The organism is Komagataeibacter intermedius TF2 (genome assembly GCF_000964425.1).
GTDB lineage: Bacteria > Pseudomonadota > Alphaproteobacteria > Acetobacterales > Acetobacteraceae > Komagataeibacter > Komagataeibacter intermedius.
Map to the genome: position 1 here is coordinate 75295 of NZ_BANF01000027.1, position 13748 is coordinate 89042.

At 59.6% G+C, this 13748-nt stretch carries 11 protein-coding genes; 7 read left to right on the forward strand and 4 right to left on the reverse strand.

Annotation, left to right across the window (positions count from 1 at the left end):
* Positions 1-19 precede the first annotated feature (19 nt).
* Positions 20-520 carry a CBS domain-containing protein gene (locus B7449_RS04920; RefSeq protein ID WP_039734395.1) on the forward strand — a complete coding sequence of 167 codons (501 nt, stop codon included), beginning with the start codon at positions 20-22 and terminating at the stop codon, positions 518-520.
* 14 nt (positions 521-534) lie between these two features.
* Positions 535-858 carry a Na+/H+ antiporter NhaA gene (locus tag B7449_RS04925; RefSeq protein ID WP_235721062.1) on the forward strand — a complete coding sequence of 108 codons (324 nt, stop codon included), beginning with the start codon at positions 535-537 and terminating at the stop codon, positions 856-858.
* On the opposite strand, the gene B7449_RS04930 is transcribed toward B7449_RS04925, so the two are convergent.
* The 3 genes from B7449_RS04930 to B7449_RS04940 form a co-directional block, all read right to left on the reverse strand.
* A complete protein-coding gene (locus tag B7449_RS04930; protein WP_039734393.1) occupies positions 822-2294 on the reverse strand; it encodes an NCS1 family nucleobase:cation symporter-1 in 1473 nt (490 codons plus the stop codon). The genes B7449_RS04925 and B7449_RS04930 overlap by 37 nt on opposite strands.
* Before the next feature lie 88 nt (positions 2295-2382).
* On the reverse strand, positions 2383-4878 hold the full coding sequence (locus B7449_RS04935) for a TonB-dependent receptor (RefSeq protein WP_048883402.1): 2496 nt from the start codon (positions 4876-4878) through the stop codon (positions 2383-2385).
* A gap of 146 nt (positions 4879-5024) precedes the next feature.
* The gene (locus tag B7449_RS04940) at positions 5025-5780 is read right to left on the reverse strand and encodes an aspartate/glutamate racemase family protein (protein ID WP_235721063.1); all 756 of its coding nucleotides are present in this window, start codon (positions 5778-5780) and stop codon (positions 5025-5027) included.
* A 177-nt stretch (positions 5781-5957) separates the two neighbouring features.
* Here B7449_RS04940 and B7449_RS04945 point away from each other — a divergent pair, with 177 nt between their 5' ends.
* From B7449_RS04945 to B7449_RS04960, 4 genes are all read left to right on the forward strand, one after another.
* Positions 5958-6644, forward strand: a complete 687-nt coding sequence (locus B7449_RS04945; protein WP_039734390.1) for a GntR family transcriptional regulator — start codon at positions 5958-5960, stop codon at positions 6642-6644.
* 352 nt (positions 6645-6996) lie between these two features.
* Positions 6997-8037, forward strand: a complete 1041-nt coding sequence (add, locus tag B7449_RS04950) for an adenosine deaminase (protein ID WP_082084764.1) — start codon at positions 6997-6999, stop codon at positions 8035-8037.
* Between the two features lie 218 nt (positions 8038-8255).
* On the forward strand, positions 8256-9713 hold the full coding sequence (locus B7449_RS04955; RefSeq protein WP_158003653.1) for an adenosine deaminase family protein: 1458 nt from the start codon (positions 8256-8258) through the stop codon (positions 9711-9713).
* Positions 9714-9755: 42 nt separating this feature from the next.
* On the forward strand, positions 9756-10844 hold the full coding sequence (locus tag B7449_RS04960; RefSeq protein ID WP_052279991.1) for a purine-nucleoside phosphorylase: 1089 nt from the start codon (positions 9756-9758) through the stop codon (positions 10842-10844).
* Positions 10845-10938: 94 nt separating this feature from the next.
* On the opposite strand, the gene B7449_RS04965 is transcribed toward B7449_RS04960, so the two are convergent.
* Positions 10939-11634, reverse strand: coding sequence for a hypothetical protein (locus B7449_RS04965; protein WP_039734389.1), 696 nt, complete (start codon positions 11632-11634; stop codon positions 10939-10941).
* Positions 11635-12018: 384 nt separating this feature from the next.
* Between B7449_RS04965 and B7449_RS04970 the strand changes: the two genes are divergently transcribed.
* On the forward strand, positions 12019-13587 hold the full coding sequence (locus tag B7449_RS04970) for a glycoside hydrolase family 32 protein (RefSeq protein ID WP_039734387.1): 1569 nt from the start codon (positions 12019-12021) through the stop codon (positions 13585-13587).
* Positions 13588-13748: the final 161 nt, after the last annotated feature.

Sequence of the window (13748 nt, forward strand, 5' to 3'; positions counted from 1 at the left end):
ACATGGAAAGGATTTTCCCATGTCCTCTCGTGTCTTTCACATCCTGGCGCAAAAAGGCAACACGGTCATTACCGTCCGGGCGGACGACCCTGTGCTGGATGTCGCAACCACGCTGGCGCGACACAATATTGGCGGCGCACCCGTTCTGGGCGCCGATGACCAGCTGGTGGGCATGATATCGGAAAAAGTGATCGTTCATGCATTATCCCAGCGCGGCGCGGACATATCCACCCTGACCGCGAAAGATATCATGACAAGGGATACGCCAACCGCAACGCCCGATGACAGTATTTATGATATTGCCTGCCGCATGACATATTCGCGCAGCCGGCACGTGCCCGTTATGGAAAACGGCAAACTGGCGGGACTGGTCAGCATCGGGGACATTGTCAAACTACGTGCTGAAAATGCCGAACAGGAAGCGCGTGAACTACAGGATTATGTGACCGGCAGCGACCATGGCGCAGTCAAGTCCCCCAATGATGCTCCCCCCATGCAATGCGGGGACAAGGAAAGCTGATCCGCCGCTTTTTCATGTCTCCTTCCGCTGGTACGGCTGTCCTGCCGCTGGCGTTCATGCCGGGCCTGGCACTGGCCAATTCCCCCCAGGCCGCGCAATACCATCGACTGGTCACGCTGGCGCTGTTCGGGTTCATCAATATCGGGGTATCGCTGATGGACCTGCACGCCAGCATGCTGCTGGCCCCCGTGCTGCCTGGCATCATCCTTGCGCTGCGGGTTGGCAAACCGGCTGGGGTTTTCGGCGCGACAATGCTGGCTGTTCGACTGAAACTCTCTCCCCCGACCCTGACTGCCTGCAGTCAGCTTCCGCGCGCCAGTTTCATGAGGGCAAGGTAACTTCCCCCCCCTGTCAGACACCCCATGAACCATGCAAATCCGGACAGCGCCGATAACGCGGGTATGAACACGCCCGCGCTTCCCACCATGACGGCGATAAGGAGGGCGGCGACCGCAGCCGGGTTAACCCCGTTACGGTACCAGTAGCAGCCCTGCGGACTGGTTGTATAAAGTGCTGCCACATCGACCTGCCGACGGTGCACGATATAATAATCGCACACAAGAATACCGAATAAGGGACCGATAAACGTGGCCAGCACATCCAGCGTCAGGTGCATGAGCTGCGGACTGCCATACAGCTTCCATGGCATGATGAGGATGGAGCCTGCCGCTGCAATCATGCCGCCACCGCGCAGGCTGATATGCCGGGGCGAAAGATTGGAAAAATCAAACGAGGCCGAGACGAAATTGGCCACGATATTGATGCCTGCCGTGGCAATGATGAAGGTCAGCATGCCGAATATGACCGCTGTCAGGCTATCGATATGCGCCACCGTTTCCACCGGATCGATCATGACATGGCCAAAGGCCGGGGCCGTCAGCGCAATGGTACAGATCGTCAGGGCCGAAAACCCGACAAAATTGAACGGCAATCCCCAGAAATTACCACGCCGGATATCCACAACACTGCGGCCATACCGGGCAAAGTCGCCAAAATTGAGCATCGGCCCGGAAAAATAGGAAACCACAAGGGCCACGGCATTCACGCCCGTCCATACAAGTTCGCCCCCATGCAGGGGGGCGCCAACACCGGAAATCTGAAGGGAAAAATGGCGCCACCCCACACGATGGAGCAGATACAGGTCCAGCGCGATCATGACCGCATAGACGGCAGGCCCGGCCAGTTCGATAAACCGGCGGATTGTCTCGATCCCGCGCCAGAAAATGGCGGCCTGCACCAGCCATAACAGGGCGAACGCCCCCCACCCCACGACGGAAAGCCCCAGCATGCCATGCAGCCCGGCCTCCGCCCATGGCGTCAGGCCGGGAACAAGCCGCAGGGCCAGCACGACCAGCGCGTTTGACGCCAGCCATGTCTGTATCCCGTACCAGCATACAGCGATCACACCGCGTATCAGGGCCGGGATATTGGCCCCCAGCACGCCAAAGGACATACGGCACACAACCGGAAACGGCGTGCCCGTGCGCTGGCTGGGCACGGCGACAAGGTTACACAGGACGTTGACGATCAGCACACCAGCCAGCAGGGCGACAAACACCAGCCCCGAAGGCAGGCCAAGCGTAAACAGGTTTCCCGCTGTCACATAACCGCCAACGCTATGCACATCCGACATCCAGAAGGAGAGGTAATCGTACCAGCCCCAGTCCTGCCGTTCCGCAGGCAACAGGTCGCGATTGCGCAACCTGTCATCCTTCCCCCCTGGCTGCATGACCGGAGAACGTGAAACCTCTTCCGGTCGTATGTGCATGTTCATGCGCGTAACCTCCGCAGGACACTATGGTGGGGTGTGCCTGCCGTGTGAAGGTCATGCCCGTGTGCGTATCCCATTACATGATGCCCGCTCAGAACCCTGCTCGGAAGGTCACGACAGCCGAAAAACGACCCAGCGTATTATAGGTGGGCGCCGTACCCTGAACCTTGCCAATGGTTGTATTGGTCAGGCTGACGCTGTTGATGGCGGAATAGGCATGGGTATCGATCATGTTGTTGACCCACAGCATGATTTCCGGACTCTTGAGAAAGCTCAGCCCGCGCCCGACAAGGCTGTTGCGCGGCAGGCGCGCGCCCACGGTCGCATTCATGGTGTACAGCGACGGCAGGGCTTCCTGGTTCATGAAGGTCGAATACTGTTTGGAAAAGTAATTCAGGCCATAATTCCAGAAGAAAATCCCGTTATCCCAGTCCACCCCCAGCGAAGCCGCCCATGTGGGCGTATTGACCGCCATCTTGCCCTTGGTTGGCAGGCCCTGAATATCGTTATCGATGGTCGAATGCAGATACTGCATGGATGCATAGGGCCGGAAATGGTGAATGGGTCGCGTGCCGATTTCCGCGTCAAAGCCGTTGGTGGTCTGGTTGCCCGCGTCAATGACCTGCCCGATGGCCTCGTTCCCCAGGAACATGGACGTGGAAACCTGATGATGCGACAGGTTGTAATGGAAATAGGTAAAGGACCCGATGATGTATTTACCGGTATAGCGCACGCCCACTTCTTCCGTGATATTGTATTCATCATGGATGTGTGTCTCGCCCTGGTTGGCGATCTGCCCGGTATTGGGATTGATGGTGGTGATCATGGCGCTGTCAGGTGGCGCCTTGGCGCCGGTCGAGACCCCACCAAAGATCTGCACATACTTGTTCAGCTGGAAATGGCCGCCAAGGGTGGGAAGTGGCATGAACTCATTGGCGCTGACCTTGCGCTGCAGGCCGGGGATATTGTCGGTGCCATCACGATGGATCATGGTGACGCGCATGCCCCCGTCCAGAACCAGCCGCCCGTTCAGAAGTGTAACCGTATCGCCAGCATAGATTCCGTTGACAGTGGAAATATCGCTGTAATTCTGGGAATAGAAGATCTGGCCATTTGCCAGCCGCAGTGACTTGCTTGCCTTGCCCCATGATGTCGCCGGATCGCCACTGCTGCTGACACCGGTATAACCGACCAGGTTGGTCGAATTGTCATAATCGAACCAGTAGCCAAGGTAGATGTGGTGATGCCCGACCTTGTAACTCAGCTTGGCATTCACGCCGCCACGCATTTCGTTCAGGCTGCTGTACTGCTCCGTCACGCCATAGGACTGACCCGGCAGCTGATTGGGTATCGAAATGGACTGCGGGCTGCCGCCATATCCATAATAAACCTGATCGTTCAGGTCGAAGCCCGAACCATAGACCTTCTGATTGGCGGCCACGTAGGGGGTTACATCCAGCGCCAGACGCCCGAAATTGAAGTGCGACGGCGCTGCAATGTTGAAGGTCTTGGAATGAAGCCAGTTCAGCTTCCAGTAATCGGTGCCACCGTCGGCATTGTTCTGGTCGTAAGAACCGGACAGTTCATTCTTGAGGCCCTTCTGCTTCCAGCTGGCCATGGTCATGTCCCAGTACGGCTCGTTCCCGATAATGCCGCGCGTAAAGCCACCGACCAGCGACACCCGATTACCGTCCCCCCATTCCTTGAGGATCTTGAAATCGATGTGCTTGAAGTCTTCCTGACCCGGTCCATGATAGAACGTGTCATGCTGGTTGGAAAACGAGATGTAGGACCGGATGCCCGTCTTGCCCCATTCCCCCGTATCCACGCGCAGGAACTGGCGGGTATAGTCACGGTTGCCCACGCCCACGTCCCCCAGTCCGCCGAATTTCCTGGAGGGATCGCGGGTCTTGAACTCGAACATGCCGCCAGATCCGTTGATGGCGGGGGTATCGAGATTGGATGAACCGGGCTGCACGGATACGCTGCCGATATTCTCGCTGTCCGTTACCCATGCCACGTCAAGGTTGTAGCCACCGATACTGCTCAGCGGCATGCCTTCCCACACATTGGCGATCTGGTCCTGCGTCAGGCCACGCATGCTCAGGGCGGATTTTTCGTGGCCGGCGGGGTCGGTGTTCGCCACCACGATACCCGGCAGCAGCTTGACGGCGTTATAGGCATTCTGCGCAGGGGACTGCTTCATGATGTAGTCAGGCGTCACGGTGCTGCGCGCCTTGGGGGCGGTCTGTTTCTGGATCAGCCCGCCACCGGGCGCGCGTCCGGTCACGCCGTCGGCCGAATGGACAACAATCGCCCCCACCCGGATCTGTTCAGCCCCGCCCGTGGCGCGGACGCCCTGCGGCTGTGCTGCCGTACCGGTATGCTGGGCGGTCGCGGGGCGGGCATGTGCGGAATGGGTCTGGACCGTACGGGCCAGTGCGGCCCCGCGTGGTGCACTCAGTGCCAGCGCGGTGGTAATGACCAGGAAAACCCGGAGGCTGGCGGGCTGAACGGAAAAACGGGGCAGCGGCGCGGCCAACCTGGGGGAATACGATCCGATCAGGCTTTTTCCGTCAAGGCACATTGCCGGTGTCCTTCATTTTTTATCCCGCGCAACAGGGCCGGGATTGCGACGTGAAATGATACTTGAGAGAAATGTCTCTCGTTACAGATGTAAAATAATATGCGTACAAAATGCGTGTCAACGCATATTGTTTACAAAAATGGATTTCAATCCTGATACGCGCAGATATCCGTCCCGGATGCCAGATAACGCTGCAGTTCGGGGGACAGGCCCACTGTTTCCATAGGGGCATGATGGTGCACGGACGGCGCGGGGTGCGATAACAGGTTACGGACTTCCTGCAGGCTTTCGTGCAGGGAGCACATGACTGGTGCCGCGACATCCGGGGCAATTCGCGCGGCAAACCCTGCAAGCCCGGCCCCCCCAAGCAGCACGCGGGCCGCGCCGTCATGCCGCACGGCATCGTTACATGTCCGTACGATCTGGCGGCAGGCGGCGCCCCCCCCTTTCGCCAGCACGTTCCCCGCCGCGGGCAGTATCCGGATGGAGGCCAGCCGCGCGCCCAGCCCCATGGCCTGTACCAGCTCCGCCAGCATGGGCTTCCATTCCTGCCCACCCGTTACGATGGAAAAACGCCCCGGAAGCCGTGCCGCCCGCATAAGGGACGCCTGCGCCATGCCCGCAACCGGCACCGGGCAGATACTGGCCAGTGCCTCGCGGCCCGGATCACCAAAACAGGCCACCAGCACCCCGTCAAACGGTCCACGCGCACATGCCAGCGCATCCAGCACCGCATGGCCCGCAATCGTGACGGACACGCGGTTGGTAATGTAGCGCGCCCCGAAACGCGCGGTTACCGCTTCCACTGCAACAGCACCGTCAAACAGTGCTTTGGCATGGGCCACCATGCGGCGCGTCATGTCCGTATCGGTATTCGGATTGATAAGCAGCAGACGCGGCACGGGCAGGGCATCCAATCGTGATGAGACAGGTCATATCAGCGACCTTTGTCAGTCAGTATGATTTGGAAACGTATTTCGTCAACCATTATTGTTCACAATATCAAACCCCTTGACGGGAACAGCAGACTGTCCCAACAGAAATGCGTTTCAGCAAAACCGGGGGGGGGAACACGGGCCATGGGATCATCTGCCAGGGAAGAAGCACGCATAGCTGATGCCTTGCGCAAGGCGGTCCTTGAGCGCAAACTTGCGCCCGGCAGCAAGCTGCCCGAAGAAGAACTGGCCCAGATATTCCGCTCCAACCGCGCCAAGATCCGGCGGGTGCTGCTCTCGCTCTCGCGTTCCCATATCGTCACGCTGGAACCTGGCCGCGGGGCATTTGTCAGCCGCCCCTCCCCGCAGGAGGCACGTGACGTACTGGCCAGCCGCCGCCTGATCGAAGTCAGCCTGCTGGCCCGTCCTCACCGCAAGTTATCGACACAGGGTGTAACGCGGCTGCGCAGGATCATGACGCAGGAAGCCGAGGCGCATGAAAAGCACGACGCGATTGCCATGATCCATGTCTCCGGGCAGTTTCACCTGACGTTGATCGAGGAACTGGGCAACGAAGTCCTGAAAAGCATTACCGAGGAACTGATCCTGCGCATGTCGCTGATCATCACGATGTATGAACGGCATAATGCGACATGCTGCCTGTCTTCCGACCATCATGACCTGCTGGACCTGCTTCTGGCGAAAAAATATGCCGAGGCATCCATCCTTATGGCACGGCATCTGGAAGGCATTGAAAGCTGCCTCGATTTCCACCGAGATCCTGTCACCACGACCATACTGAGCCAGATCCTGCAGCCCGTGCAGGGCTGAGGGCCGCACATATCCCCATCACGTCCATTGCAGGCATGATACTGCACGGTCCTGGAGCTGTAACGGTTTTGTCCCGTTCCTCACCGTACCGGCCGTGACCGGCCAGTGATGGCCACAGGACGGGCAGGCCATCGCCGCCTCCAGCCATTCAGGTTCATATGGGATGTGAAATCAGCCTGCCCTGCTGCCTGCTGTCCCATAGTCATTCCCGGACGCCGGTCACGAAACCGTAGATGCCAGGCATCGGAACGGGGGACACCTGCCCGGTTCCAGTCATTACAATATCGTTTCATTTTCGTGACATACGTGTATGCTGGAACTTCCTGCATGACCCTCAGAAGGCTTTCACATCATGATGCCTGCTTCCGATACGTTTATTGAAGCACTCCCCAAGGCCGAGCTTCACGTCCATCTGGAAGGCACACTTGAACCGGGCCTGAAGATCATCCTGGCGCGCCGGAATGGCCATCCGCTTCAGGATGCGACGGAAGACGACATTCGGGCCGGCTACGGGTTTCATGACCTGCCATCGTTTCTGGCCCTGTACTATGAAGGCGTGGAACTGCTGCATACCGAGCAGGATTTTTATGATCTCTGCCATGCCTATCTTAAAAAAGCCGCATCACAGAATGTCCTTTATTCGGAAATGTTCTTTGACCCGCAGCTTCATACCCGTCGCGGCATTGCCTTCGAAACCGTCATCTCGGGCCTGAACCGGGCGCGCAAGGATGCACAGCGGGATTTCGGTATCCGTTCACAGCTTGTCATGTGCTTTATCCGGGAAATGAGTGCCCAGTCAGCGGAAGAAACCTTCACGCAGGCACTGCCCCACCTGTCGGACATTGTCGGCGTGGGGCTGGATTCTGATGAAAAAGGCAATCCACCCGCCAAATTCGCAAACGTATTCAAACGTGCGCGTGATGCGGGGCTGCATGTGACAATGCATTGCGACATCGATCAGGAAAATACACATGAACATATCCGGCAGGCGCTGGAAGACCTGGGCAGCGAGCGGCTTGACCACGGGCTGAACATTCTGGAAAAGCCGGACCTGCTGCGTCAGGCACGGGAGAGGCATATCCCCTTCACGGTCTGCCCGTTCCCCAACATGGCGATCCGCCCCAACAGTAACGAGAAGGATATCCGTGCCCTTCTGGACGCCGGGCTGACCATTACCATCAATTCCGATGATCCGGGATATATGCAGGGTGTCTATATGACGGAAGCAATGAAAATGGCGCGCGATGGCGCACATCTGACGCCAGATGAACTGCTGGCCATCAGCCGGAACGCCTTCCGTGCCGCCTGGATCGGGGAAAAAGAACGCCGGATCTATCTTGACCGGCTTGATGATTTCGCCCGGAAGGCCGGCATGATGGTACCCGCCATATAATGCAGGTTCCCAGTTACCCGGCAGATCACGCCGCCTGTCGGGCGGGAGGGAGGACGCGGCGCGCGGAAAGATGCCGGTCGAGACATGAAGAGACTGAAACCGTGCCGCAGCATCCGGTAACATATCATCATAACCTGTATTACCGGGTCCTTCCCTTCCTCGCTGCCATATGCGTCCTTCTGGCGGCATGGGGGGCCTGCGCGGATCCTGTTGTGTCCATGCAGGGACGCGAGGCGGCTGTCGCCAGCCGCCTGCACGACATTGCAGGAGACCGGGCACGGGTCAGGCTGTTCCTCCAGTCCATGCCCAAAGGTGGCGAACTGCATATCCATTCATGGGGAACCGCCTTTGCCGAGACCGATATCGACTGGGCGCAAGCCCGGAATTACTGCGTCACCCGCCACGGCGCGCCCCAGTTCGTGCCGCCACCATGTGGCAGGCATCATGCACTGCCAGTTGCGCGCATGGACGACGTCCGGCGCGCCGCCCTGGTTGCTGCCCTGAGCGAGGACGCGGTGAACGGTCCGGTCCTGCCGCGCCATGACCATTTTTTCGCAACATTTGATGTAGCGGCCCCCGTGGCCTCCCATTCGCTCATTGATGAACTGGCCCTGCTGCGCACGATACAGGCCCGGCAGAACAGTTCGTATGTCGAATTCATGTCCAGTCCCGCCAGCGTTGACGCCATGGGCGAGCGTGCCAGCACCATGCATATGGACCCTGCCCGGCTGGACATCATGCATGACAGGCTGGCCCCATCCCTGCCGACCATGCTGGATGCCGCCCGGCAGGAAATCGATGCATGGATGGCAGGTGCGGACCAGCGTCAGGCCTGCGCCACCCCCCTGCGCGAAACCACAGGTCCGTGCGGGGTTACGGTGCGCTTCCTTGCCACCGTGACCCGCACGGGCACGCCCGCCCGCGTGTTTGGCGAAATGCTGGCAGCCTTTGCCCTGGCCCATGCCGACCCGCGCGTGGTGGGGGTCAACATCCTTGCACCGGAGGACAATGTGACCGCCGTCCGGGACTATGCGCTGCATATGGCAATGTTCCGCTATCTTTCCGCACGGTATCCCGATGTCCGTTTCTCGCTTCATGCAGGCGAACTGACGCGGGCGGTCGCGCCACCGGCGGCACTGGCGTCACACATTGCCCAGGCGATCGAAGCCGGTGCATCGCGCATTGGCCATGGTGTCGATATCGCGATGGAAGACCAGGCGCGCGCAACCCTGACCCGGATGGCGCATCGCCCCGTGGCGATCGAGATCAACCTGACCAGCAACGATGTCATCCTTGGCGTGCATGGCCGCGCCCATCCGCTGCACCTCTATCTGGCCGCAGGCGTACCGGTGGTGCTTTCGACCGATGATCCCGGCGTACTGCGCACGGACCTGACGGAAGAATATGTCAGCGCCGTCGTCGATCAGCATCTTGATTATCACCAGATCAGGCAGATCGTGCGCAACGCGCTGGAATTCTCGTTCCTGCCGGGGGAAAGCCTGTGGCGCGATCACAGACCCGGCATGCCCGTTGCGACCTGCGCCCGGACAGATGCTCCGCAGCCGTCCCCCACCTGCGCCGAATTCCTGCACCGCAGCGAAAAAGCGGCCCTGCAGTGGCGGCTGGAGCACGATATTGCCCGGTTTGAAACACAGGTGCTGGCCCATCCTTTCTGATGGACCGGTCCCTCATCGCCCAACCATAAGGAAAAAAACATCATGCCCTTCCCTTTCATGACCAGGTTTCGCGCTGTCGGGCTGCTCATGGGCGCTTTATGCACGGTGTCATCGCTGGCGCGGGCGGCGGATGCGCCGTGGCCGGTCAAGGTTGTCATTGTCACGACATTCGAAAACGGCGCCGATACCGGCGACAGGCCCGGTGAACTCCAGCTATGGGCCGAACGCGAGCATCTGAGCGAAAAGCTGGACTTCCCAGGTGGCGTGCATCCCATCCTGTCCACGCCAGATCATTCGGTCATCGCGGTCGTAACCGGCATGTCACTGGTCAATGCGGGGGCTTCCGTCATGGCGCTGGGAACGGATCCCCGTTTCGACCTCCATCAGGCTTACTGGCTTGTTGCCGGCATTGCGGGGGTTGATCCGCAGGTTGCCTCGGTTGGGTCCGCCGCATGGGCGCGGTATGTCGTCAATGACGTTGCGCAGTCCATCGACATGCGCGAAGCCCCGAAAGACTGGCCATACGGGATATACGCCAACGGGGCGCAGCGTCCCGACACGCTGGACGGCACCGGCACGGACCACGGCGCCCTGGCGGATTACCCGATGGTCTTTCCACTCAATGCCGGACTGGCCCAGTGGGCATGGCGGACCACCCGCGCCACGCGCCTGATGGATACGCCGCAGATGCGTGATTTTTCCAAAGGGTGGGCAGATTATCCCGGTGCGCGTCACAAGCCGGCCGTCATCCTGGGGGACAGCTTTGCCTCTGACCAGTACTGGCACGGGATCCACCTGAACCAGTATGCCCGCGACTGGGTGCGCATGTTCACGGCGTCTCACGGCGTATTCGCCATGAGCAACATGGAAGATTCCGCCATTGCCACCGCGATGTTCCGGCTCGACCGGATGCATCGGGTCGACTATCAGCGCCTGATGGTGCTGCGTACCGCTTCAAACTATACCCTGCCGCCGCAGGGCCAGACGACCCTGCAATCCGTGACCGCCGAGTATCCCGATGAGGGAATGCCCGCCTATGAGGCGGCATGGCGCGTTGGCAGCACGATCACACATACCCTCACCGGGAACTGGGCCCGTTATGCAACCCATGTTCCGTCCGCCCACCCGTAAGAGGGCGGACACAACAGCAGGGCTGGCCACCATGCCATTCCGGTTCAGTCGTCCCCGCCATGCCGGGGACGACGCGGTTCGTGATATGAACCCGTCAGTGCTGTGGCATGCTTTCGTGGCCGTCCGGACCTGTTGCGCCGGTGACGGCCATATCCCCACCTGACTGCATGCCTCCGCCGCCGGCATTGCCGCCGCCCTCTTTTTTCCCGTCGTCCTTGCCACGGCTGCCAGTTGCCTGCATGCGGGCGGGCCCCTGCATGGGCAGGTCGAGATCGGACGGGACAGGTTCGAGATCAAGCGCCTTGCGGATAAAATCCCGCAGCGAGACAACCAGATCATGCGTATGCACGCGTTGTCCTGTAACCAGTTCCCGCGCCGCGTGGGTGGCCAGGCGCACCTGTTCGCCCGTTCCCAGCAAAATGATATCTGACAGGGCGGCTTCCACGGCATCACGGATACGCCGGGCACGGTCGGAACCCGCTGCGGCGCCAGTATCCGTTCCATCACTGGCGCCATCGGGGGACAGATCCGCCCCATTCCCGACCATCCGCAGGTCCCGTCGATGCCGGGGATCCACAGCCAGATCCCCGGTAAAGGAACCGCCCAGCGTGCGGTAGGCGGCAATCAGGGTGCGCAGACGTTCATTGATCTGGCGGTTCATACGCTCCCTGCGCTGCTGGACCACGACCATGACCAGCAGCCGGATACCCACGCCAATCAAGGTAATCAGGCACAGCCCGATCATAGTGGCCAGAAGGCTGTGCCATGAACTGAAATCAAGATTGCGCACGACTGGTTCCTTGCATACAGGCAGCCACCATAACCGATAAATCCGGATTGTCCGGCATGGCCTGACATGCCGCCATTTATGTCAAGCGGGTTCACTGCTGGTGGCAAGACCGGATCGGTTCCGCAGGCCCCGCGGGAAAGCGCCTGCGCCGACCATAAAACTCCGGATCGGTGGCGCATCAATACGGACCAGCCTGCGCCATGGTCTGAACGAACCGGGTGGGTCTGGCAATATGCTGGCAAACCGGTATGATTTGGACTGAAGAGGATGTGTACGGAACCCGCTGCGATCCGATAAGGTCGCCAGCCATGTTCGTACCACAGCGATACTGCAGGAACCGTCCGTCCCATAGCACCTGTATCCTGAAGGGGAGATATCAACACCATGCGACCAGATGCTCAGGCAACCGACAGTCTACAGCAGGCACTCCCCGTCCCATCACAGGATACAACCCCTCAGTGGCGCCCGCTCCTGCATTATACCCCCCGGCGGAACTGGATGAATGATCCCAATGGCCCGTTTTTTTACAAGGGGGTCTATCATCTTTTCTACCAGTACAATCCCCTTGGCGAGGAATGGGGAAACATGTCGTGGGGGCATGCGACCAGCCCGGACCTGCTGCACTGGCATGAACACGATGTGGCCGTGCCGTTCAGTGACACGAAGGATATTTTTTCCGGAACGGTTGTCGTGGATACACATAACACGTCCGGACTGGGCACGGCGGACAATCCGCCGCTGGTGGCATTATACACCAGTGTTTTCAAGGAAAACGCCCCCAGACCAGCAGGCGTGCAGGCCCAGTCCCTTGCATACAGTCTGGATGACGGGCGGACATGGAAGCCATACGGCAAGGACCCCGTGCTGACATTGTCACCGGACTCGCCCCATTTCCGCGATCCCAGCGTGTTCTGGTACGCACCCGGTGGGTACTGGGTCATGACGGCCGTCGTTGCCAATGAACAGATGGTCAAGCTGTACAAATCCACCAACCTGACGGAATGGACGTTCCTCAGCGATTTCGGGCCTGCCGGTTTTGTCCACCCGGACATGTTATGGGAAATGCCATCGCTGTTTGCCCTGCCACTGGATGGAAATCCGGAACGGCAGAAATGGGTTCTGATGCTGGGGATCAATCCGTGGAGCATCGCGGGTGGATCGGGCAGCATGTATTTCGTCGGCTCCTTCGATGGCACGACATTCCATGCCGAGGGACTGCCGCCCGATGGATCGGACCCTGCGGCATATGACTGGCTCGATTACGGCGCGGACCATTATGCCGCCCTTGTCTTTTCCGGCCTGCCTGACAGCGCGCCCGTAACCATTGGCTGGATGAGCAACTGGGACTATGCAGCCCAGATGCCGACATCACCATGGAAAGGCCAGATGACCCTGCCCATGACCATGGCCCTGCGGACCATTGATGGCCGCCCGCAATTATGCCTGAGCCCTGAAAAGCAGTACACTGCGCTGGTCGCCGACCGCCCGGCACTTTCTTTCGATGGGCTGCGGCTGTCATCGGAACGCCATCTGCTGCCCGATCATGCGCGTGGTCAGGTTCTGGATATTGACATGAGCATGCACATGCACGATGCGGACCGTGCCGGCCTGTTCGTGCGGGCCACGGCTGATGGCCAGATCAGCACCTGTATTGTTTATGATATGAAAAAGCATGAGCTGCGCATTGACCGGTCGCGTTCTGGCCTGACTGATTTCTCACCCAAATTCAGTCATGAACATGCCGTTTCCATGCCTGCCCCGAACGGGGAGATTTCATTGCATGTCATTATCGACCGTAATTCGGTCGAAGTGCTGTCCCAAAACGGTTCCATCGTCATAACGGACCTCATCTTCCCGCCTGTTGAAGCTGACCGCATCATCGCCTTTTCCGAAAACGGCATGACCGAATTCAGGCATATGAAGATAACCCGTCTGGACCAGAAGCCGGAATAAAGAGCCTGCGCCCGGTTTCCCGCGTGCGATGACCTGATCCATTGTCCAGACCACGGGAAACCGCCCCGGTCAGAATATACACATGGCGGCAGGCCCATCCTGTCCTGCCGCCGTCCCCGTCCCCGTCCTGCGACTGACTGATCAGGTTGCAGCCACGCGCA

Bases quoted from the DNA above. Each gene is read 5' to 3' on its own strand.
- B7449_RS04945 (WP_039734390.1), top strand. From the start codon at position 5,958: ATGGGATCATCTGCCAGGGAAGAAGCACGCATAGCTGATGCCTTGCGC.
- B7449_RS04935 (WP_048883402.1), bottom strand. From the start codon at position 4,878: ATGTGCCTTGACGGAAAAAGCCTGATCGGATCGTATTCCCCCAGGTTG.
- B7449_RS04955 (WP_158003653.1), top strand. From the start codon at position 8,256: ATGCAGGGACGCGAGGCGGCTGTCGCCAGCCGCCTGCACGACATTGCA.
- B7449_RS04930 (WP_039734393.1), bottom strand. From the start codon at position 2,294: ATGAACATGCACATACGACCGGAAGAGGTTTCACGTTCTCCGGTCATG.
- B7449_RS04920 (WP_039734395.1), top strand. From the start codon at position 20: ATGTCCTCTCGTGTCTTTCACATCCTGGCGCAAAAAGGCAACACGGTC.
- add (WP_082084764.1), top strand. From the start codon at position 6,997: ATGATGCCTGCTTCCGATACGTTTATTGAAGCACTCCCCAAGGCCGAG.
- B7449_RS04970 (WP_039734387.1), top strand. From the start codon at position 12,019: ATGCGACCAGATGCTCAGGCAACCGACAGTCTACAGCAGGCACTCCCC.
- B7449_RS04925 (WP_235721062.1), top strand. From the start codon at position 535: ATGTCTCCTTCCGCTGGTACGGCTGTCCTGCCGCTGGCGTTCATGCCG.
- B7449_RS04960 (WP_052279991.1), top strand. From the start codon at position 9,756: ATGCCCTTCCCTTTCATGACCAGGTTTCGCGCTGTCGGGCTGCTCATG.